Source organism: Metabacillus indicus LMG 22858, assembly GCF_000708755.2.
Taxonomy (GTDB): domain Bacteria; phylum Bacillota; class Bacilli; order Bacillales; family Bacillaceae; genus Bacillus_P; species Bacillus_P indicus.
The window spans coordinates 1-21,210 of sequence record NZ_JGVU02000011.1; the positions used below are offsets into that span (position 1 = coordinate 1).

Consider the following 21,210-nt stretch of genomic DNA (forward strand, 5'->3'; position numbering starts at 1 on the left):
GAAGAGGTCCGCTCGACTTGCATGTATTAGGCACGCCGCCAGCGTTCGTCCTGAGCCAGGATCAAACTCTCCGAAGAAAATTTGTGACTCATAAATGTTGCTGACTTAAAAATTTAAAACGTTTGGTACGCTTTTGGTTTTGTTTAGTTTTCAAAGAACTTTTGATGTCGCATCGTCTTGAAGCGACCTCTTTAATATATCACGCGATGTCCTATTAAGTCAATAACTTTTTTGAAGAAGTTTTTGTTAATGTCATCAGCGACGTTTATTAATATACCATCGTGTCATCGGGGTGTCAACAAAAAAATAGAACAGGCAGTTTATATTGCCCGTTCTACGTTAAGATCACCATTTTGATTACGATAAGCGCCGCCACTCCAGGCAATCCTAGCAAGCCCGAGATGGCTGCTGTTGTCCAGTTAATAGGAATGTGCAGGTCAATGCTTGTACCGAATGCATTAATAAAAAATAGAAACAATGCGCCTACAACAACTTTAGCCATCATCTGCCCGATCCACCTCATCGATTTCATCGGGGCGCCTGCCACAAGGAGCAGGACGATGATGCCTCCAAGAATGGAAAAAACATATACAGGTTCCATTCCACCACTCACTTTCATCGTTACTTTCTACATATCTATGAAAGGACGGTAAAAATAGAACAAGCTATTTCTTTCCGATGGTGATATTTCTTTTCTTGGCTTCTCTTAATAAGAAGAAGTATTTGGACTGGGAAACCTTAAGTTCATATAGAATTTCCGGTGAGGGCTCCACACTTTTATCAACAAGCTGCTTTCTGTGATTCCATTCACTTTTCATATGGAGGAGGTCGTCAATAAGCAGCTGATCATATTCTTTTCTGAGCCAGCCTTTTCTGCGAAAAAACATTGAAAAATCCCCCTTCCCCCTGTTCTAAAGCTCGCGTCTGCCTTCAAGCGCTTTAGAGAGTGTCACTTCATCAGCGTATTCCAGGTCTCCTCCTACAGGAAGACCGTGTGCGATTCTCGTCATTTTAATCCCCGCAGGCTTCAGAAGCCTTGAGATATACATAGCTGTTGCTTCTCCCTCAATGTTGGGATTTGTCGCGAGTATGATTTCCTGGACAGAATCATCCTGCAGCCTTTTAAGCAGTTCAGGAATTTTGATATCCTCCGGCCCAATTCCGTCCATTGGAGAAATGGCTCCTTGAAGGACATGATAAAGCCCCGTGTATTCTTTCATTTTTTCCATGGCAATGACATCTTTCGGGTCCTGCACGACACAGATCACAGATTTATCTCTTCTTTGATCCTCGCAAATATAGCAAGGGTCCTGATCTGTGATATGTCCGCATACAGAGCAGTACGTCAGATTCCTTTTTGCGTTAACAAGCGCTTTTGCAAAATCCAAAACGACGTCTTCCTTCATGTTCAGGACGAAAAAAGCCAGGCGAACCGCCGTTTTGGGGCCGATTCCTGGCAATTTCATAAAGCTGTCAATCAGCTTTGATATAGGCTCTGGATAATGCATCCCATTCCTCCTAGAACATGCCTGGCAAATTCATGCCTTTAGTGAATTTGCCCATTGTTTCGTTCGTCAGATCATCCATTTTTTTGAGTGCATCGTTAGTAGCTGCAAGCACAAGGTCCTGGAGCATTTCGATATCATCCGGATCAACAACTTCCGGCTTGATGATTACATCAGTGACTTCCTTGTTGCCGTTGATTGTCACAGTGACCATCCCGCCGCCTGCAGATCCTTCAATTGTTTTGACTACAAGCTCTTCCTGTGCTTTTGCCATGTCTTTCTGCATTTTCTGCATTTGCTTCATCATTTTCTGCATGTTGCCCATTCCGCCACGATTCATAATAAATCTCCTCCATATCAGTCTTTTATTTCAATGAGGTCTGCACCGACTAATTTTTTCGCCTCGGCGATCAGCGGGTCCTCGTTTTCATCAGGGGTATTGCCGTCATCGTTCTGACGCTGATCACGTATGTAATCCTCTCTTATTTTACCCCATTCCTGCTCAGGAACGCCAACCATTTCCAAGTTCCGTCCTGTAAGGGAAAGCAAAATGGCTTCCATATTGCTGCGGACACCGTTATTATCGTCCGCTACCATCTTGCAGTGGATTTCATATTTGAATTTTAGCACAAATGCGGTCTCTGATGCTGCGACAGGTTCACTGTCTGTCAGAAGCGCTGCATGGGATACTTTATTTTGTCTTCGGAGCTCTTCAAGGAGTTCTCCCCACTTGCCCTTAATGGCAGCAAGATTTGGCTTCGTTGCATCTTTCAGGATTTCCTGAATCCGGCCTGAAGGGACTTTATATCCTCCGCGGATTGTTTTAGATGCTTTTTGCTCTCCCTGCTGCGCCTGCTGCTGTCCGACTTGCGGCACACCCTGCTTTTTCAGGAGTTCAAGTTCCCCGGACAATTTCTTCACCATAGCCTGAAGCTCGCTGTAATCGCCACCTCCGCCTTCGCTGCTCGCTCTGCCTTTGCCTTCAAACTCTGATAGTTTCACAATGGCAACCTCAAGGAAGATACGCGGATGGTTTGTCCATTTCATTTCCTGCTGGCTCTTGTTCAGAACATCAATCGCATGGTAGATGGCATCAGTCTGAATTTCTTTCGACAGGCTGACAAATTGATCATCGGCCGTCACTCTTTCAAGCACCTCTTCAAGCTGCGGAGCTGTCTGGTAGAGAAGCAGATCCCTGTAATAGTAGATAAAGTCTTCTGTAAGCTTTGATGCATCCTTCCCCTGGTTCATCAGCTCATCTAGTGTCTGCAGCGCACTCGATACATCTTTTTCATGCATGGAATGAATCAGGTTTCCAATCATCGCCTGGGAGACAGAACCTGTAATGAGCAGGGCATCATCGAGCGTCACTCTCTCATCACTGAAGGAAATCGCCTGATCAAGCAGACTGAGCGCATCACGCATTCCTCCGTCTGCAGCGCTTGCAATGACCTGAAGGGCAGACTGATCTGCAATTATCTTCTGATCATCAATGATCTCTTGCATTCTTCCCACAATTGAAGCTGCCGTGATTCGTTTAAAATCAAACCGCTGGCACCTTGAAATAATGGTGAGAGGAATTTTGTGGGGTTCTGTTGTCGCCAAAATAAAGATGACATGTTTCGGAGGCTCTTCAAGCGTCTTTAAAAGGGCATTGAATGCGCCGATTGAGAGCATGTGAACCTCATCGACGATATAGACTTTATATTTAACCGATGATGGTGCATATTTTACTTTATCCCGGATATCCCGGATTTCATCCACTCCGTTGTTTGAAGCAGCGTCAATTTCAATTACATCAGAAATAGAGCCATCCGTGATCCCCCGGCATGCAGAGCATTCATTGCACGGCTCTGCGGCTGGCGCTTTTTCACAGTTGACTGTTTTGGCAAAAATCTTGGCAGCGCTCGTTTTCCCTGTTCCCCTCGGTCCGGAAAAAAGATACGCGTGCGAGAATTTTTCTTGCAGCAGGGCATTTTGAAGCGTTCTGGTAATATGTTCTTGACCTACGACATCATGAAATTGCTGCGGCCGCCAAACACGGTATAAAGCCTGATAACTCACTTAACGCCCTCCTTCAAATTCATCCTTTCTATTATACCTTATGGAAACAGGAATTTACAAAGCCCAAAAAGGGTCAGTCCCGCACTGCTTTAAAGCATGCAGGGACTGACCCCTTTTTCAAAATAAAAAACCCATCCTTTATCAGGATGGGCTGATTATTATAAATTAAACTGCCGTGCACCTTCCGTCGATTAGTGCCCATAAGCGTTACTTAAGCAGTTAGCTCGGCCCAGGCAACCCTGCGGCACATGAGAGATTCCACTTAATGCTGCTTCCTTCCGGACCTGACATGGTTCATGGATTCCCATTGCGCAGGACCCAGACGTCAACACCACTTACTTAAGGCAGGCCCTACAGACAGCTAACCTCGGGAAAGGGATTCGGCCTCGCTAGAGCGGATTGCGAGTACAGGGCACCGCTACCTCCCCGCTTAGCACGGCAAAATTGATACCTAGTTTAGGTGCGCCGTTTAGTACGACGCATAACCTAGTATATAAGGTTTTGCCGAAAATTGCAATCTCCAGCTACTGTAAATTTTTTGAAGAAGCCTTCAGCGCCTTTTTCTTTTCACGCAGCTCTCTGAAGAAATCACTGAGCAGACGTCCGCATTCTTCTTCAAGCACACCGCGGGTCACTTCTGATTGATGATTAAATCTGCTTTCATCCAGAAGATTCATCAATGTTCCGGCACAGCCGCCCTTTGGATCTGAAGCGCCGTAAACGACCCGCTTCACTCTTGAGAGCACAATCGCACCTGCACACATCGGACAAGGTTCAAGAGTGACGTACATTGTCGCATCTTCCAGTCTCCATGATCCTGTCCGTCTGCATGCTTCATCAATGGCGATCATCTCGGCATGGGCAATTGAGCGCTGGTCCGTTTCTCTCAAGTTATATCCTGCACCAATCACTTCATCATTCAGAACGATAACAGCACCGATCGGCACCTCTCCAATGGCTTTTGCCTTAAGCGCCTCTTTTACCGCCAGTTCCATATACATCTGATCTTTATCCATTATGTGCTCCTTATAGATTCAAGCAGGTTGGCACAAGCTAGGTTTAGTAAAGGAGTGAATGGCTTTGGATAAAAAAGCAGCCTGTGCCCTGCTGATTATTGATATGATAAACAATTTCGACTTCAAGCACGGCGAAACACTCGCCGCTGAAGCAAAAACAGTGTCGCAAAACATTTATACTTTGAAAAAGAAGCTGCAGAAGCAAAATGTTCCTGTGGTCTATATAAATGATCATTATAAATTATGGCAGGCCGATTTTCAAAAAATATCGGAGACCTGCACAAATGAACGGAGCAAACCGATTATCGACCAGCTCTATCCGGATGATACCGACTATTTTTTAATTAAGCCCATGCACTCCGCCTTTTACGGAACCGCATTAAATGTACTCCTTGACCACCTTCAAGTAAAGCATCTCATTTTAACAGGCATTGCCGGAAACATTTGCGTCCTCTTTTCAGCCAATGATGCCTATATGCGCGGATATCAGCTTTCGGTTCCGGAAGACTGCATTGCATCGAACGATAAGCATGACAACGAGTATGCCCTGAGGATGATGAAGAACGTCCTGCAGGCAGATACAACCGCTTCCTCCCAATTAAAAATATAACATGCTCCCGCTCATTTCTTCATAGGATGTAACAGAGATAGTATGACGAATGAGTGAGGGGATCAATATGCAGATACATATTGTCCGGGAAGGACAAACATTATACGGCATTGCCCAGGCGTACAGCACGACTGCCGAAGAGATTATCCAGACAAACGAAATCCCAAATCCCGGCCAGCTTGTCGTCGGCCAGACAATTGTTATTCCAATCAAAGGGCGTTTCTACTGGGTGCAGCCCGGCGACACCCTCTGGTCCATCAGCAGAAAGTTCGGCACCACTCCGAAAGAGCTTGCAGAAATAAACGGGATCCCGATTAACACACAGCTTCAGATCGGATTCAGGCTCTATGTTCCCGAACGCCCTAAACCAAAAGCAGAATTTAACGCCTATATAGAGCCGTCCGGCAATCAGGTCAGCCCGAACCTGGAGGAAAGCGCCAGAGAAGCAGCTCCTTATTTAACGTATCTCGGCCCGTTCAGCTTCCGCATCCAAAAAGACGGCACACTGAAAGAACCTCTATTAAATGATTTTGCCAATATCGCGAAGAAAAACAAAGTCACTTTGATGATGATTGTAACGAACCTGGATGATGACGGCTTCAGTGATGAAATCGGACGGATTGTCCTCAACAATCAGGATGTCCAGAATAAACTTTTAAACAACATTGTTGAAACAGCAAAGAAATATGGATTCAGGGATATTCATTTTGACATGGAATATTTGCGTCCGGCAGACAGAGAAGCCTATAACCGTTTTTTGAAAAAAGCAAAGGCAAGATTCAAGAAAGAAGGATGGCTGATCTCAACCGCTCTTGCACCGAAAACAAGCGCAGATCAAAAAGGAAAGTGGTATGAAGCCCACGATTACAAGGCTCATGGGGAAATTGTCGACTTTGTCGTCGTCATGACATACGAATGGGGATACAGCGGCGGACCTCCTATGGCAGTGTCTCCGATTGGCCCTGTCCGCGAAGTGCTCGACTATACGCTTACAGAAATTCCTGCAGGAAAGGTCATGATGGGGCAGAATCTCTATGGCTATGACTGGACGCTTCCGTTTAAGCCGGGAGGCCAGTTTGCAAAAGCCATAAGCCCGCAGCAGGCCATCCGTCTCGCAAGCCGGTATAATGTCCCGATTCAATATGATATGAAAGCTCAGGCACCGCACTTCAACTACCGTGCAGAGGACGGAAAAGAACATGAAGTCTGGTTTGAAGACGCACGCTCCATCCAGGCGAAATTCGACCTGATGAAGGAACTGAAGCTCCGCGGCATGAGCTATTGGAAGCTTGGACTTTCCTTCCCGCAGAACTGGCTTTTAATTACCGACAATTTCGAGGTCGTGAAACGTTAAAAAGCAGCCGCCCGGCTGCTTTTTCTGATTGCTTTCCTATTCAACCCATGTATACATATAGTCTTTATCTTCAATCTCCCGTGCTTTCTTCACAACCTTGAGCGGCCTGAACGTATCAATCATGACAGCAAGCTCCAAAGTTTCTTTTTTCCCGATGCTTGCTTCTGTCTTCCCTGGATGAGGGCCGTGGGGAATGCCGCTCGGATGCAGCGTGATCGATCCCCGCTTGATTCCCTTTCTGCTCATAAAATTTCCTTCTGCATAATAGAGAAGCTCATCACTGTTCACATTGCTGTGATAATAAGGTGCCGGGATGCTCTCAGGATGATAGTCGTACATACGCGGCACAAAGGAACAGACAACAAAATTGTTCCCTTCAAACGTCTGGTGAACAGGAGGGGGCTGATGGATCCTGCCTGTAATCGGCTCGAAATCTTCAATGTTAAATGCCCATGGATACAAATAGCCGTCCCATCCGACGACATCAAAAGGATGATGGCCCAGGATGTGCCTGTGCATATACCCCCTGGATTTCGTCAGGACTTCAAACTCTCCCCGCTCATCAAAGGTAATCAATTCCTCGGGTCCGCGAAAATCCCTCTCGCAAAACGGGCTGTGCTCTAGCAGCTGTCCGTACTCATTTCTGTACCTTTTCGGCGTCGTAATCTGACTGCACGATTCAACGACGAGAAATGCTGTCTCTGTCTCAGGCTGAATTCTGTAAATCGTCCCTATGGGAATCGAGATGTAATCTCCCGGGCGATAGGTGATCACACCAAACATCGTCTCCACTTTTCCGCTTCCTTCGTGGACAAAAAACAGCTCGTCGCCGTCTCCGTTGCGGTAAAAAGAGGACATGGGCGTATCTGCTTTGATGACGCCGATTAAAAGATCGTCATTTCCCAGAAGATACTCCCTTCTCAGGGCATCCCCCTTTTCTGTCAAAGCATCTGTGAAAAAGTGCCTGTGCTTTAATGAATCTGTCTCTTCGTATTCAGGCATGCACGGCTGCAGCAGCTCAGATCTCACCACTTCAGTCGGCATGTAATGATGATAGAGAATCGATTGGACACCTGAAAAGCCTTTCGTTCCCATCACCTGTTCCCTGTACAGGCTGCCGTCTTCTTTTTTAAACATTGTGTGCCTCTTATGCGGAATCGTGCCAAGAGTCCGGTAATACATCCTCTCACCTGCTTTTAGCTGTGATTTTGTTTTTCAGAGAACCGAGGCCCTCAATGGTAAGTTCCACTTCATCTCCAGGCTTCAAATAGCGGTGCACCTCTTCACCAAGCTCAAGAATGCAGCCTGTGCCCACGGTGCCTGAACCAATCACTTCTCCCGGATACAGCGTCACTCCGGCGGATGCCCGTTCAATCATTTCGCCAAAGGAATAATAGCAATCCCGTACGTTGCCGCTTGAGAGCTGCTTACCGTTGACAGCTGCTTTCATCTCGAGATCAAGCTCGTGTCCGAGTTCATCCGCCGTTACAAGAAAAGGACCGAGCGAGGTCGCAAAATCCTTTCCTTTTGCAGGACCGAGGCCGACTTTCATCTCTGCCTGCTGAAGATCGCGTGCACTCCAGTCATTCATGATAAAGTACCCGAATATATACTCAGCTGCATGCTCAGCTGGAATATCACGGCCTTCTTTTCCAATCACGCAGGCAATCTCAAGCTCATAATCCAAAGCCCCGCAGCCGGGAGGAACTTCGATTGCATCTCCCGGCCCTTTAACAGCCAGATGATTTGAAAAATAAAACACCGGAAACTGATACCATTCAGGCACAACGTCTAGTCCTCTTTTCCCCCGTGCGGTTTTCACGTGCTGTTCAAACGCATAAAAATCACGGATGCTCAGCGGTCTTGGAAGCGGGGCTGCAAGCCTTTCCTCCTCAAGCTCATAAACCCCATCATCCCCGGCACGAAAAGGTTTAAGACTGCTGATGAAATCAGCATACCGTTCATAGTCCGCTATCAAAAGGAGCAGATCCTGAGGCAAATACCCCCCGCTTGCCGCATGCATATCGATGATCAGATCTCCCTGTATCCATCCTGCCCTCAGTTGCTGATCACCCGTTTGAAAGGTCACAAATTTCATCCCATCACCTTCTGACAATTTCAAATGTGTCACTCATCGGCTTTGTATACTGATTCCCTGCCAGCCGGCCAATCGGGTTCAGCTTCCCTGTATCGATTTTGCCGTCAAAGAAAAGGGCATCGTCAACATGGATGTGAACGACCTTGCCGATCACAAGACTTCCGGCCCCGGCATGCTCCCCGAAGTGAAGGATCTCATGAAGAAGGCACTCCAAGTGCACAAGGCTTTCCTTTACCCTTGGGGGCGAAACCGCAGCGCTGCTTATTTTTGTCAGCCCGCTCTCCTCAAATTCGTCCGCATCCCTCGGGAATTCCCCGGCACACAGATTCATCTGTTCGCCAATCTCTTCGCTGACGATATTAATCACAAACTCTTTCGTCTGTTCAATGTTAAGAAGCGTATCTTTTTTCGTTCCGTCTGTTCCCCTTCTCATGGGAGAAAAACAGACCATCATCGGTTCAGCTGAGATCGCCGTGAAAAAGCTGAACGGGGCAAGATTGGCCGTCCCGTTTTCATCTAATGTAGAAACAAACGCAATCGGCCTCGGCAAAATTGAACCGATCATGAGCTTATAGGCATTCTTCCAGTGAAGCGAGTCAGGCTTTACATCCATTTTTACTCACCTCCCGCGTTTACAGATTTCCCCGCCGCTCCTGCTCTCTTTCAATGGACTCAAAGAGCGCTTTGAAGTTTCCGTCGCCGAAACCTTTTGCCCCTTTTCTCTGAATGACTTCAATGAAAACAGTTGGACGGTCGACAATCGGTTTTGTGAAGATCTGCAGCAGATATCCTTCATCATCACGGTCTACCAGAATGTTCAATTCTTTCAGCTTATCAATTTCCTCGTCTATATCCCCTACCCGCTCGCTCAGCGTTTCATAATAAGTATCAGGAGTATTCAGGAACTCAACACCGTTTCTCTTCAAGATTGCGACTGTTGAAACAATATCCTCCGTTAAAACAGCCAGATGCTGCACGCCCGGTCCTTTGAAGAACTCAAGGTATTCCTGGATTTGTGATTTTCGTTTTCCTTCAGCCGGCTCGTTAATAGGAAACTTGATCCTCCCGCCGTTATGCATCACTTTTGACATAAGAGATGAATATTCCGTGCTGATGTCCGAATCCGTGAAATGCCTCATTTCCTTGAAGCCCATGACCTTCTCATAATAGGAAACCCATTTCTGCATGCTTTCTACGTTTCCAACGACATGATCAACCCCGATAATGCCGGCTTCTGTATAAGGAAATTTCATTTCTGCTTTTTCATACCCCGGCATAAAAACACCCTTGTACTCTTTTCTCTCAATAAGAGAATGAATTGTGTCCCCGTATGTTCCGATGACAGCTTTTTTTACCATTCCATGGTCATCCTTTAATTCAGATGGAGGGGTGATCGCAATGGCTCCGCGTTCAACCGCACCTTTGTAAGCCTTTTCAACATCATCCACGACAAGGGCAATATCCCTTACTCCGTCACCATGTTTTTTTACAAATTCAGCCACACGCGAGGTATCATTCAAAGAACCTGTAATAATCAGACGGACCTTTTGCTGCTGCAGGACGTAAGAGACAGTCTCTCTGTTGCCGGTTTCAAGTCCGGAGTAGGCAACAAGTTTAAATCCGAACGCCGTACAGAAATAATGGGCAGACTGCTTGGCATTCCCTGAATACATTTCCAAATAATCAACATCTTTTACCGGAAAAAAATCCTCTGTCACTTCATCCATTGCGACTGTTTCCTCACGCATGAAAATCCCTCCATTTTATGAATATTAATACTATTCCGAATCTATCATACGGAAAAAGAAACAGACGAGGCAAGAGTGCAAAGTAAAGCTATAACGCTTTTCTGCAGTGATGCGGACCGGCATAAATCCCTCCTTTCCATGGCAGGATAATTGGAAACTTTTCTTTTTTGGGAAATGCCCGCTCTTTTCCCATTAACACTGTGATACAATGAAATTTGTCTGTTTTGATAGATTTTTTTGCGTAGGAGGACACGTGATGAATGGCGTACCGTTTATTACTGTGGAAGGACCAATTGGCGTAGGGAAAACTTCACTTGCAAAGGCGATAGCAGAACACTATCACTTTCATTTGCTGAAAGAAATTGTGGATGAAAATCCGTTTCTCGGCAAATTTTATGAAAACATCGAAGAGTGGAGCTTCCAGACAGAAATGTTCTTCCTCTGTAACCGATATAAACAGCTTGAAGATATTGCCCAGTTGTTTTTGAAAAAGAGTCAGCCTGTTGTGGCGGATTATCATATCTATAAAAACCTCATTTTTGCAAAGCGCACTCTTAAAAAAGAACAATATGATAAATACCTCGACATATATTCCATTTTGACAAGCGACATGCCAAAACCAAACTTGATCATATACTTAGATGCAAGTCTTGAAACGCTTCTTTCGCGCATCGACAAGCGCGGCAGAGAGATTGAGAAAAAGATTGATCCCGGATACCTGAAGCAGCTTTCCGAGGATTATGAAGTGGCCATGTCACAGTGGGAAGAGGAACACCCGTCCATCCCTGTACTGAGGTTCAGCGGGGACGAGCTTGATTTTGTCCAAAACGAAAAAGATTTGGCCTATATCTTTAAGCGTCTGGATGAAACTTTACACGAAGGAGCTAGAGCTAAATGAATTTGAGAGAAAAATACAGCATCCCGAACAATGCTGTCATTACAATAGCGGGCACAGTCGGCGTCGGCAAATCGACAATGACCAATGCACTTGCAAACGCCCTGAACTTTCGCACCTCATTTGAAAAAGTAGATACCAATCCGTATCTTGATAAGTTTTACGCGGATTTTGAAAGATGGAGCTTCCACCTGCAGATCTACTTCCTCGCAGAACGATTCAAAGAACAAAAGCGCATCTTTGAATACGGCGGCGGATTTATTCAGGACCGTTCCATTTATGAAGACACAGGCATTTTTGCAAAAATGCACTACGAAAAAGGGACGATGACAGAGGTTGATTATGAAACATACACGAATCTTTTCGATGCGATGGTCATGACGCCTTACTTCCCTCACCCTGACCTTCTGATTTATCTCGAAGGCAGCCTTGACGACATCCTGTCCCGCATCAAAGAGCGCGGACGCCCGATGGAGCAGCAGACGCCTGTTGCCTACTGGGAAGAAATGCACCGCCGCTATGAAGACTGGATCAACAACTTCAATGCGTGCCCGGTACTGCGTCTGAACATCAATGACTACGACATCATGAATGATGAAGGTTCCATCGAGCCGATTGTGGAGCGCGTTGCCCATTTTATTGAGCAGACCAGACTGCTGAAAAAATAACCGATTTAAGCCTTTTTCGAAAGGCTTTTTTTGTTGCCGAATTGCAGGCAAAAACCCAACTGCTCCTCACTCCTGCACTTGTGCGATACAGGTGAATATCTTAATAGATGAATGCTGGTATTTAAAAAGGAGAAGCGAGACATGGGGAAGGTAAACTTTAATAAATCCGTAAAATCCGGGCATAGAATGGATCAATTCCAAGAAAAGGACCAGACCGGGCAGACCCAGGATCAGTCTCAGACAGTTATGCAAAATCCGTTTCTTGAAGGAACTGAACAGGACCTGCAGCAAAATGCCGATCAAAATCCTATTTTAAATCCTAATCAGGAGCAAACGCTTGAAAGTCAGACTCAGCGGCAGCGCCATGGAGATCAGACTCAGGGAGCACAAACAATAGGAGGGCACACCAATAATTCTCCTCTGACTAACAACCAGACCATCACAACTGATGTCAGCGGTGTTACGGTAAATGTGACTTGCTGCTGCGAAAAGGAGAAAAAACCTTTGAAAGAATGCTGCGAGAAGGGCTGTACATGCAAGGATTGCAAAAAAAAGAGAGACTGTGGATGCTCGGGCAGTAAAAAAGTGAAAAAATGCAATGATGACTGCGACTGCTGCACAAGAGATCTGGCTGCACTGCTTGAAAGCCTGAGGGTCTTTCAAACTACAGCAGAAGATACTACCGGTATTGATATTTATCTGACTGGTTCCCCATCGCTGGTCAACCCCTTTAGAGGTCAGATTATTACAGGTGTAAACGAATGCGGAGCTTTTACATTCCGGGGACTGGGTCAACTTGCCCCCCGGCCAAATACGACCGTTCAGATTTGTAAAACAGCAGGGGTGAGTGCTGCTGCCGGCAGCCCTGAGTTCAGCTTCCTGCAGAGCGCTGGGGCTGCATGCCAGAATTCTTTGGACAGGAAAAAGAGAACGTGCTGCTGCGGATGCTGTGCAGAAAACATAGCACAAGACCTTTTATTTGCCTCAAGATTCGGTTTGAATGTCAGCTTGCTCGTTGACGGACTGACGGGTCTTAATAACCTGGTCGTTTTAAACGTGTGCGGCTGTCTTGCATTCTTTACAATAGTCAGTATTATCGGAGTGCCATCGGAGATTTATGTTTTTAGTGTGTGTTCCATTACAGGCTTTACTGTTCTTTGATAGCGAACCCGCCTAAACTCTGAACAGAACATTGAATAGATACAAAAAACCCGCTGCAGAAGCAGCGGGTTTTATCGACAATCTCCAATTATTATGCGCGTAATAACCGGAATTCATATTTTAAATGGAGGAGGTAGAGGGATTCGAACCCCCGCGGGGTTTGACCCCCCTGTCGGTTTTCAAGACCGATCCCTTCAGCCAGACTTGGGTATACCTCCGTACTGACAAGAATTAATATATCATATAGAAAATATGCCTGTCAACGTTTCTAAAAAACTTTTTTCAAAAAAATTCAGAGGGCCAAAACGGCTGTTTTTGGCCCTCCAGTATGACAAACTATTATTTTGATAGAACTTCTCTGTTACCCATGTACGGACGAAGCACTTCAGGGATGATGACTGTTCCATCTTCCTGCTGGTAATTTTCAAGAATCGCTGCAACCGTGCGTCCGATCGCAAGTCCTGAACCGTTCAGCGTGTGAACAAATTCAGGTTTTCCTTTAGGTTCGCGTCTGAAGCGGATACCTGCACGGCGTGCCTGGAATGCTTCAAAGTTACTGCAAGAAGAAATTTCGCGGTATGTTTCCTGGCTCGGAATCCATACTTCAATGTCGTATTTTTTTGCAGCCGTAAATCCGAGGTCAGCTGTGCACATTCTCAGAACGCGGTACGGAAGTCCAAGAAGCTGGAGAACTTTTTCAGCGTGTCCTGTCAGTTTTTCAAGCTCATCGTAAGAATCTTCCGGTTTTACGAATTTTACAAGCTCTACTTTGTTAAATTGATGCTGGCGGATCAGACCTCTTGTATCTCTTCCCGCAGAACCTGCTTCAGAACGGAAGCAAGAGCTGTACGCTGCATAATTGATCGGAAGCTGGTCGGCAGACATGATTTCCTCACGGTGCATGTTTGTCACCGGAACTTCGGCCGTCGGGATCAGGAAATAATCCTCGTCTGCAATCTTGAAAGCATCTTCCTCAAACTTAGGAAGCTGGCCTGTACCCGTCATGCTCGCTCTGTTGACGATGTACGGAGGAAGAACTTCCGTATATCCGTGCTCATCAATATGAAGATCGAGCATGAAGCTGATCAATGCACGCTCAAGACGGGCGCCAAGACCTTTGTAGAAAACAAAGCGGCTTCCTGTTACTTTGCCGGCACGTTCAAAATCAAGGATTCCCAAATGGTCGGCTACATCCCAGTGAGGCTTCGGCTCGTATGCAAATGACGGAACTTCTCCCCACTCGCGGTGAAGAATGTTATCATCCTCCGTCTCCCCAACCGGCACGCTTTCGTGGGGAATATTCGGGATAGACAGCATCAAATGTTCAAGATCGGCTTCTACTTGTCTGAGCTCTTCATCCATTTCCTTCACCTTGTCGCCAACTTCGCGCATCTCTTTAATCAGGTGATCGGCATCCTGCTTTTCGCGCTTCATGACAGCGATTTGGCCGGATACTTCATTTCGTTTGCTTTTATATACCTCAACCTCAGAAATCAATTCACGGCGTTTTTGGTCAAGCTCTTCAAATTTGGCAAAGTCGCCTAAATCTTCTCCGCGATGAGAGAGCTTTTCTTTTACCTCTTCAAAATTAGCCCGCAAGTACTTAATATCAAGCATCCTAAAAACTCCTTTTATCTTTTTTTACAAATAAAAAACTCCCGTCCCTGGTAAAGGGACGGAAGTTGTATCCGCGTTGCCACCCTAATTGAAGACAGAATCCTGCGCCTTCCTCTTAGCAGGATAACGGCCTGTTCCGGATATATCTAGTCTCCGAAGATTTCAATACATCATTCAAGGATGGATTCACAAGGCTCTCACACCGGTTCGCACCGACCACCGGCTCTCTTTGGAAAGAAACACTTGCTACTGGTTCCTGTCATCACGTTGTGCTTATTTAAGTAATTCATAATTTACTACAAGTTTGGTACGGTTGCAAGGGTTTTATACGCTTAATTTTTCTTTTGCCTGTTCTGCCATGCGGACAAAAAGACCTGTCATCCTGTGATCATCCGTTAATTCCGGATGGAAGGAGCATCCGAGGAACTGCCCCTGTCTTGCAGCGACAATGCGTCCATCATGTTTAGAAAGGATCTCAACGTCTTCTCCAACCTCCACAATATGAGGGGCTCTGATGAAAACGCCGGTGAAGTCTTCTGCTACATCTGTGATGTTAAGTTCCGCTTCAAAACTGTCGCGCTGACGCCCGAAGGAATTACGTTCGACGGTTACATCCATTACACTTAGATGGCCTTCTTCATATCCGACAATGTTTTTCGCAAGAAGAATAAGGCCTGCACACGTTCCGAACATCGGTTTTCCTTGTGCAGCAAACGTTTTTAAGGGACCCATGAACCCGTATTTATCAATCAGGCGGCGCATCGTCGTGCTTTCACCGCCGGGAATAATCAGACCGTCAAGCTCATCAAGCTGCTCAGTCCGTTTGACAACGATCCCTTCAGCTCCGCTTTCCTCGATAGAGCGGATGTGCTCTCTGACGGCACCCTGAAGGCCAAGTACACCAATTTTAAGCATGACTCTTCTACTCCTTTATGATTACCAGCCGCGCTCCTGCATTCTGTTTTCAGGAAGCAGTGTTGAGATCTCGATGCCTTTCATTGCCGTTCCAAGACCTTTGGAAAGGCTTGCAATCAACTCATAATCTTCAAAGTGTGTTGTTGCTTCAACAATCGCACGTGCAAATTTTGCAGGATTTTCTGACTTAAAGATACCTGATCCTACAAATACTCCGTCAGCACCAAGCTGCATCATAAGAGCAGCATCTGCAGGTGTTGCTACTCCGCCTGCTGCAAAGTTAACTACCGGAAGGCGTCCTTCATGTTTAATTTGAAGAAGAAGCTCATAAGGCGCGCCTAACAGCTTCGCTTCTGTCATCAGCTCGTCTGTGCTCATGCTTGCGATTCTGCGTACTTGTCCATTTACTTTGCGGATGTGGCGGACAGCCTCAACAATGTTTCCTGTTCCCGGCTCGCCTTTAGTGCGAAGCATAGAAGCTCCTTCTGCAATACGTCTTGTCGCTTCGCCTAAATCGCGGCATCCGCAGACAAACGGTACAGTGAAGTCACGCTTGTTCAAGTGATATTCTTCATCTGCAGGAGTCAATACTTCACTCTCATCGATATAATCAACACCCATTGCTTCTAAAACGCGTGCTTCTACGATATGTCCGATACGCGCTTTTGCCATAACAGGAATGGATACTGCTCCCATAACCGCCTCAACAATTGTCGGATCTGCCATGCGGGCAACTCCGCCTGCTGCGCGGATATCCGCAGGAACGCGCTCAAGCGCCATTACGGCAACTGCGCCTGCTTCCTCAGCAATTTTAGCCTGTTCAGCGTTCACAACGTCCATGATGACGCCGCCTTTTTGCATTTCTGCCATGCCGCGCTTTACGCGGTCAGTACCTGTATTGTTCATTCTATATCCCCCTCGTAATAGATAAAAATTGATCTAGCACATATAGCTTATTCTATCCTAAGTTATCGAAAAATCCTATCAAAATTAACGGAATAATAGTAACATTTCAAACAAACAGCTGTCATTTTTCCTTTAAAAGAAATTATTGTAAAAAAAGAGATTTGCCCAAATCGGGCAAATCTCTTTCTTTAAAACCAGCCGGTTACTGTATCTGTCACAGTGCCCCATAACCCTGCAAAGAATCCTCCGATTCCTCTCATGGAAAGGACAAACCAGTTTGCTTTTTCAATGCTGCTCTTTGTGACAAGGTCAACGCTTGCTTCGCTTTTTTCTTCAAGGAAGCCAAGATCCTGGCCTTCACCGCTGTATTGAACGGTCATAGAGCCGATCTTCTCGCCTTTTTTAACCGGTGCCTGCACTTCGTTATCAGCATTTACTTTTTTCTCATCAAAAACGTAGCTTGGCTTGTACGCATTTTTTTCACCGTTTTTAACAACTAGAGATAACGGCTCATTTGTTGCAACAGCCACTTCTTTTTCTTTACCTTTCACTACAGAAAGGTTTGATTTATCTTTGATTTGATAGTTTTCAGGGTAAACTTCTTCCATCTTGAAGTTATTGTATGCATAATCAATCATCTTTTTCGTTTCTTTAAAGCGAGGTGTGTGAAGCCCGTCGCTGCCCTGTGCATTTAAAACAACTGTAATGACACGCATGTCATTTCGTTCTGCTGTGGCAGTAAAGGATGAGCCTGCAGATTTCGTGGAACCCGTTTTCAGCCCGTCAACGCCTTCTGTTTCAAAAAGAAGACCTTTGAGCATCCAGTTCCAGTTATCCATTTTAATCGCATCATCTGTTCCTTCTCTGAATATCTTTCTTGGAATGCTTGCTGTTTCAAGCACTTCCGGATATTCATTGATGAGTTTCTGTGCAAGAAGAGCCATGTCGCGTGCTGACATTTTGTTTTCAGCGTCTGCACTCGTTCCTTCAGGATGCTGTCCAATCAGATCTCCATTATCAAGACCAGTTGAGTTAACAAATTCATAATTTTTAAGACCAAGATCTTTTGCTTTTTCATTCATCAATTTAACAAAATTCGATTCAGATCCTGCTACAATTTCAGCAAGACCGATCGCTGCACCGTTTGCAGAATAAATGCTCATGGCTTCAAAGAGCTCTTTTACATTGTATGTACCGTCTTTTCGCAATGGAACATTTGACAGGCTGCGGTTTTGGGAGATGCGGTAAACATAGTCACTCGGTGTATAGGTTTGATCCCACTTGATTTTTCCTTCGTTTACAGCTTCAAGGACAAGGTATTCTGTCATGATTTTAGCCATACTTGCAATCGGCAGAAGCTCATCGGCATTTTTGCCGTACAGGATCTTTCCTGTAGATGCCTCTACTAGAATGGCTCCTTTTGCATTTACTCCAACTGGATCGTTCTCTGCCGCTTTTGCTCCTGCACCCGGTAATACTGCAGTCACTGCCAGAACAGCTGCAAGAAAAACAGACAGCAGGCATTTTACTTTCATGTTGCTCAACTTCATAACCTCCACCGTTTTTTATCTATTTTTTTATTCAATTATTGACCTTATTTACAAACAACAAAGTCGATTTTATCACACTATGATTAAAAAAAATAGACAGAGTCTGAGACTCTGTCTTAAAGATTGAACATTGTATTACATTTCAGGTCGAACGGCCTAAAAATCTTATGATAACGAGTAGTTAGGTGATTCTTTTGTAATCTGCACATCATGCGGATGGCTTTCGCGCAGTCCTGCGCCTGTCATGCGGACAAACTGGGTATTTTCGCGAAGCTCTTCAAGATTTGCTGTTCCGCAGTAGCCCATGCCTGAGCGGATGCCCCCGACAAGCTGATATATCGTATCTGAAAGAGGTCCTTTATAAGGCGTTCTGCCCTCAATGCCTTCCGGAACAAACTTTTTGTTGTCTTCCTGGAAGTAGCGGTCCTTGCTTCCTTTTTCCATAGCGCCGACAGACCCCATGCCGCGGTAGACTTTAAAGCGTCTGCCTTGGTAGATCTCTGTTTCGCCGGGGCTTTCAGACGTGCCTGCAAGAAGGCTTCCGAGCATAACAGCATGTCCGCCTGAAGCAAGTGCTTTTACGATGTCGCCTGAATATTTAATGCCGCCGTCTGCGATAATAGTAATGCCAAGGTTTCTTGCTTCTGTCGCACAGTCGTAAACAGCCGTGATCTGAGGAACTCCTACGCCTGCAACAACACGTGTTGTACAGATTGATCCAGGTCCGATTCCTACTTTTACAACATTCGCTCCGGCTTCAGCAAGAGCTCTTGTCGCTTCTGCAGTCGCCACGTTTCCAGCGATAATATTAAGTTCAGGGAATTCGCTTCTGATCATTTTGACCATGTCGAGAACGCCTTTTGAATGACCGTGGGCCGTATCAACTACAATCGCATCAACATTGGCTTCCACAAGTTTTTTAACGCGGGTCATCGTATCTGACGTAACACCTACTGCTGCACCTACAAGAAGGCGGCCGTGCTCATCTTTTGCAGAGTTCGGGAACTCGATGACTTTTTCAATATCCTTAATCGTGATTAACCCTTTTAAAACACCTTTATCATCAACAAGAGGAAGTTTTTCAATTTTGTGTTTTTGAAGAATGCTCTCTGCTTCCTTTAACGTTGTTCCGACAGCTGCCGTTACAAGGTTATCTTTTGTCATAACCTCTGAGATCTTGATGGAGAAATCCTGAATAAAACGCATATCCCGGTTTGTGATGATGCCGACAAGCTTTTGCTCGTCTTCATTGTTGACGACAGGAACACCCGAAATGCGGTATTTTCCCATCAAATGCTCTGCATCATATACCTGGTGGTCAGGAGTTAAAAAGAATGGGTTTGTAATAACACCCCGTTCAGAACGCTTTACCTTATCAACCTGTTCTGCCTGCTGCTCAATGGACATGTTTTTGTGGATAATGCCCATGCCGCCCTGCCTTGCCATCGAAATCGCAAGCTGAGCTTCCGTCACCGTATCCATGCCTGCACTGATAACCGGAATATTAAGCTTAAGAGTCGGTGTTAAGCTGACACTTAAATCTACATCCCTTGGCAGTACTTCAGATTTAGCCGGAACAAGCAATACATCGTCAAACGTCAAACCTTCTTTAACAAATTTACTTTCCCACATCATGAAATCCCCCTCTTTACGGCAAAATATTATTAGTAGATTAACAACTTGCCTACCCACTGTCAAGAACAGGTAAAAGAGTTTAAAAATTTCGACAATAAGGAGGTCTGCAAAATGACTGCAACAAACGCGTGGAATCAGCTTAAATCCTACCAAACAACAGATACCGTCCAAAAGTTTCTGGAAAAATGTTACCAAAAATCCAACCAGTCATTGCCGGCAGAACTCTCTTATCAAAACAGCTACCCGTTTGTGTACCATCTGAAGCATGCAGAAAACTTTTATCTCTCAGCTGAAAATGCGTCACTGCCCGTAAAGCCCATGCTGCTTTTCTACGGCATGGCCCAGCTCATCAAAGCCTGCATCCTGACAAAAGATCCCGAATACCCTGCCGCATCCTCTGTTCTTGCACACGGAGTATCTTCACGCAAAAGAAAAAAACAGCACTACCGTTTTTTGCAGGACGAAGTAAAAATACAAAGAAACGGTTTGTTTGCCCATGCAGCCTTCCACCTATACAGTCTTCAGCATGTGGAGAATGACAAGTACTCCATGCACGAGCTTTTGCAAAGAGTGCCTGAACTCTGTGACCTGTTTAAAATGCATAAACAAAAAGACGTACATATCGCAATTGGGGTGGACGATCAACACATTCATCTTCCGAAAGATGCGGCAGCATCCTACCACATGACACCGGATAGGATGCTTGACTATTTGCATCATCACTTTCAGCTTGATAAAGCCGGTGAGACTAGTGACGTTATGTCATTGCTTCTGCCAGAGTCTTTTAACGCTTTCAGCAGCCCGCCCTTTTTATATAACCAGCAAACTTGCACGTACAGTCTGCCGGCATCGCTGAATGATCTGGGAGGTCTGCCTGAGTTTCTTGCGCACTATCTCCTGCTGTACAATCTCAGCATGATCTCAAGATATGAAACAGAGTGGTGGTACGAACTGATGCTCAGCCATTCCCAGGATGACTATGTCTTCATAGTCCAATTCCTTGAAGCCACAAAGGATAAAATACCCCAGATGGCGCTGACCTTTTTGCATCATATGAGGGAGCAGAGTATGCAGGGGTAGGATCCAAGCTGTTTGCTTACCCTCCGATATCGTTTTTCGGTTTTGGAGGGTAGGATTCGGGCGGTTTCTTACCCTCGGATATCGTTTTTCGGTTTGGGAGGGTACGATTCGAGCGTTTGCTTACCCTCGGATATCGTTTTACAGTTTTGGAGGGTACGATTCAGCTATCTATTATCCTCATTTTGAACGACAAAAAAAGACAGCATCTCTGCTGTCCTTTTTTTCTGCGTGCCTGGCAACGTCCTACTCTCACAGGGGGAAACCCCCAACTACCATCGGCGCTAAAGAGCTTAACTTCCGTGTTCGGCATGGGAACGGGTGTGACCTCTTTGCCATCATCACCAGACAATATGCAATTGGCTGAAAGAAGTTATTCTTTCAAAACTGA

The 21,210-nt window shown here is 45.6% G+C and carries 21 protein-coding genes, 1 tRNA gene, 2 rRNA genes, 1 other RNA gene and 1 other annotated feature; of the genes, 6 read left to right on the forward strand and 19 right to left on the reverse strand.

The annotated features are described in order from the left end of the window. From AZ46_RS19380 to tadA, 8 genes are all read right to left on the reverse strand, one after another. Nucleotides 1–77: ribosomal RNA gene (locus AZ46_RS19380) — 16S ribosomal RNA — on the reverse strand; the annotation flags it as partial. 257 nt (nt 78–334) lie between these two features. After that, nucleotides 335–601 (reverse strand): pro-sigmaK processing inhibitor BofA family protein, encoded by a 267-nt coding sequence (locus AZ46_RS19385; protein ID WP_029286409.1) that lies wholly within the window; start codon nt 599–601, stop codon nt 335–337. A gap of 64 nt (nt 602–665) precedes the next feature. Next, nucleotides 666–887 (reverse strand): YaaL family protein, encoded by a 222-nt coding sequence (locus tag AZ46_RS19390; RefSeq protein WP_029286411.1) that lies wholly within the window; start codon nt 885–887, stop codon nt 666–668. A 24-nt stretch (nt 888–911) separates the two neighbouring features. Beyond that, nucleotides 912–1,508, reverse strand: a complete 597-nt coding sequence (recR, locus tag AZ46_RS19395) for a recombination mediator RecR (RefSeq protein WP_029286413.1) — start codon at nt 1,506–1,508, stop codon at nt 912–914. 10 nt (nt 1,509–1,518) lie between these two features. Further along, a complete protein-coding gene (locus tag AZ46_RS19400; protein WP_029286415.1) occupies nt 1,519–1,845 on the reverse strand; it encodes a YbaB/EbfC family nucleoid-associated protein in 327 nt (108 codons plus the stop codon). A gap of 17 nt (nt 1,846–1,862) precedes the next feature. Then, nucleotides 1,863–3,569, reverse strand: coding sequence for a DNA polymerase III subunit gamma/tau (gene dnaX, locus AZ46_RS19405; RefSeq protein WP_029286417.1), 1,707 nt, complete (start codon nt 3,567–3,569; stop codon nt 1,863–1,865). Nucleotides 3,570–3,742: 173 nt separating this feature from the next. Further along, nucleotides 3,743–4,008, reverse strand: an RNA gene (gene ffs / locus AZ46_RS21645) — signal recognition particle sRNA large type. An 85-nt stretch (nt 4,009–4,093) separates the two neighbouring features. Continuing rightward, nucleotides 4,094–4,585 (reverse strand): tRNA adenosine(34) deaminase TadA, encoded by a 492-nt coding sequence (tadA, locus tag AZ46_RS19410; protein WP_029286419.1) that lies wholly within the window; start codon nt 4,583–4,585, stop codon nt 4,094–4,096. Nucleotides 4,586–4,649: 64 nt separating this feature from the next. Between tadA and AZ46_RS19415 the strand changes: the two genes are divergently transcribed. Together AZ46_RS19415 and AZ46_RS19420 are read left to right on the forward strand one after the other, a co-directional pair. Then, nucleotides 4,650–5,195 carry a cysteine hydrolase family protein gene (locus AZ46_RS19415; RefSeq protein ID WP_267881667.1) on the forward strand — a complete coding sequence of 182 codons (546 nt, stop codon included), beginning with the start codon at nt 4,650–4,652 and terminating at the stop codon, nt 5,193–5,195. 67 nt (nt 5,196–5,262) lie between these two features. Then, nucleotides 5,263–6,549 (forward strand): LysM peptidoglycan-binding domain-containing protein, encoded by a 1,287-nt coding sequence (locus AZ46_RS19420; protein WP_029286423.1) that lies wholly within the window; start codon nt 5,263–5,265, stop codon nt 6,547–6,549. A gap of 36 nt (nt 6,550–6,585) precedes the next feature. On the opposite strand, the gene AZ46_RS19425 is transcribed toward AZ46_RS19420, so the two are convergent. Genes AZ46_RS19425 through hppD form a run of 4 tightly spaced genes read right to left on the reverse strand, consistent with a single transcriptional unit; the run spans nt 6,586 to nt 10,395 of the window. After that, the gene (locus AZ46_RS19425) at nt 6,586–7,731 is read right to left on the reverse strand and encodes a homogentisate 1,2-dioxygenase (protein WP_029286425.1); all 1,146 of its coding nucleotides are present in this window, start codon (nt 7,729–7,731) and stop codon (nt 6,586–6,588) included. A gap of 4 nt (nt 7,732–7,735) precedes the next feature. Beyond that, on the reverse strand, nt 7,736–8,647 hold the full coding sequence (locus AZ46_RS19430; RefSeq protein WP_029286427.1) for a fumarylacetoacetate hydrolase family protein: 912 nt from the start codon (nt 8,645–8,647) through the stop codon (nt 7,736–7,738). A 4-nt stretch (nt 8,648–8,651) separates the two neighbouring features. Next, nucleotides 8,652–9,260: a flavin reductase family protein gene (locus AZ46_RS19435; RefSeq protein ID WP_029286429.1), complete on the reverse strand. Its 609-nt coding sequence runs from the start codon at nt 9,258–9,260 to the stop codon at nt 8,652–8,654. Nucleotides 9,261–9,279: 19 nt separating this feature from the next. Further along, entirely contained in the window at nt 9,280–10,395 is a 1,116-nt protein-coding gene (hppD, locus tag AZ46_RS19440) for a 4-hydroxyphenylpyruvate dioxygenase (RefSeq protein WP_029286431.1), read from the reverse strand. Nucleotides 10,396–10,651: 256 nt separating this feature from the next. On the opposite strand from hppD, the gene AZ46_RS19445 reads away from it, so the two are divergent. The 3 genes from AZ46_RS19445 to AZ46_RS19455 all read left to right on the forward strand — a co-directional run bounded on the left by AZ46_RS19445 (nt 10,652) and on the right by AZ46_RS19455 (nt 13,119). Further along, nucleotides 10,652–11,293 (forward strand): deoxynucleoside kinase, encoded by a 642-nt coding sequence (locus tag AZ46_RS19445; RefSeq protein ID WP_029286433.1) that lies wholly within the window; start codon nt 10,652–10,654, stop codon nt 11,291–11,293. Beyond that, nucleotides 11,290–11,958 (forward strand): deoxynucleoside kinase, encoded by a 669-nt coding sequence (locus AZ46_RS19450; RefSeq protein ID WP_029286435.1) that lies wholly within the window; start codon nt 11,290–11,292, stop codon nt 11,956–11,958. The genes AZ46_RS19445 and AZ46_RS19450 overlap by 4 nt, the downstream gene beginning before the upstream one ends. Before the next feature lie 141 nt (nt 11,959–12,099). Continuing rightward, on the forward strand, nt 12,100–13,119 hold the full coding sequence (locus AZ46_RS19455; protein ID WP_051865782.1) for a hypothetical protein: 1,020 nt from the start codon (nt 12,100–12,102) through the stop codon (nt 13,117–13,119). Nucleotides 13,120–13,244: 125 nt separating this feature from the next. Here AZ46_RS19455 and AZ46_RS19460 read toward each other — a convergent pair. The 6 genes from AZ46_RS19460 to guaB all read right to left on the reverse strand — a co-directional run bounded on the left by AZ46_RS19460 (nt 13,245) and on the right by guaB (nt 19,739). After that, nucleotides 13,245–13,337: transfer RNA gene (locus AZ46_RS19460), tRNA-Ser, on the reverse strand. 121 nt (nt 13,338–13,458) lie between these two features. Continuing rightward, nucleotides 13,459–14,736, reverse strand: a complete 1,278-nt coding sequence (serS, locus tag AZ46_RS19465) for a serine--tRNA ligase (RefSeq protein ID WP_029286439.1) — start codon at nt 14,734–14,736, stop codon at nt 13,459–13,461. A gap of 51 nt (nt 14,737–14,787) precedes the next feature. Further along, nucleotides 14,788–15,008, reverse strand: a binding site (T-box leader). Between the two features lie 52 nt (nt 15,009–15,060). Then, nucleotides 15,061–15,651, reverse strand: coding sequence for a pyridoxal 5'-phosphate synthase glutaminase subunit PdxT (gene pdxT, locus AZ46_RS19470; RefSeq protein ID WP_029286441.1), 591 nt, complete (start codon nt 15,649–15,651; stop codon nt 15,061–15,063). A gap of 21 nt (nt 15,652–15,672) precedes the next feature. After that, a complete protein-coding gene (gene pdxS / locus AZ46_RS19475; protein ID WP_029286443.1) occupies nt 15,673–16,557 on the reverse strand; it encodes a pyridoxal 5'-phosphate synthase lyase subunit PdxS in 885 nt (294 codons plus the stop codon). A 188-nt stretch (nt 16,558–16,745) separates the two neighbouring features. Further along, a complete protein-coding gene (locus AZ46_RS19480) occupies nt 16,746–18,101 on the reverse strand; it encodes a serine hydrolase (protein WP_029286445.1) in 1,356 nt (451 codons plus the stop codon). Nucleotides 18,102–18,272: 171 nt separating this feature from the next. Next, nucleotides 18,273–19,739, reverse strand: coding sequence for an IMP dehydrogenase (gene guaB, locus AZ46_RS19485; RefSeq protein WP_029286447.1), 1,467 nt, complete (start codon nt 19,737–19,739; stop codon nt 18,273–18,275). 114 nt (nt 19,740–19,853) lie between these two features. Between guaB and AZ46_RS19490 the strand changes: the two genes are divergently transcribed. Further along, nucleotides 19,854–20,822 (forward strand): YaaC family protein, encoded by a 969-nt coding sequence (locus AZ46_RS19490; protein WP_029286448.1) that lies wholly within the window; start codon nt 19,854–19,856, stop codon nt 20,820–20,822. Between the two features lie 230 nt (nt 20,823–21,052). Here the strand turns inward: AZ46_RS19490 and rrf are convergent. Continuing rightward, nucleotides 21,053–21,168 (reverse strand): 5S ribosomal RNA (rrf, locus tag AZ46_RS19495). Nucleotides 21,169–21,210 lie beyond the last annotated feature (42 nt).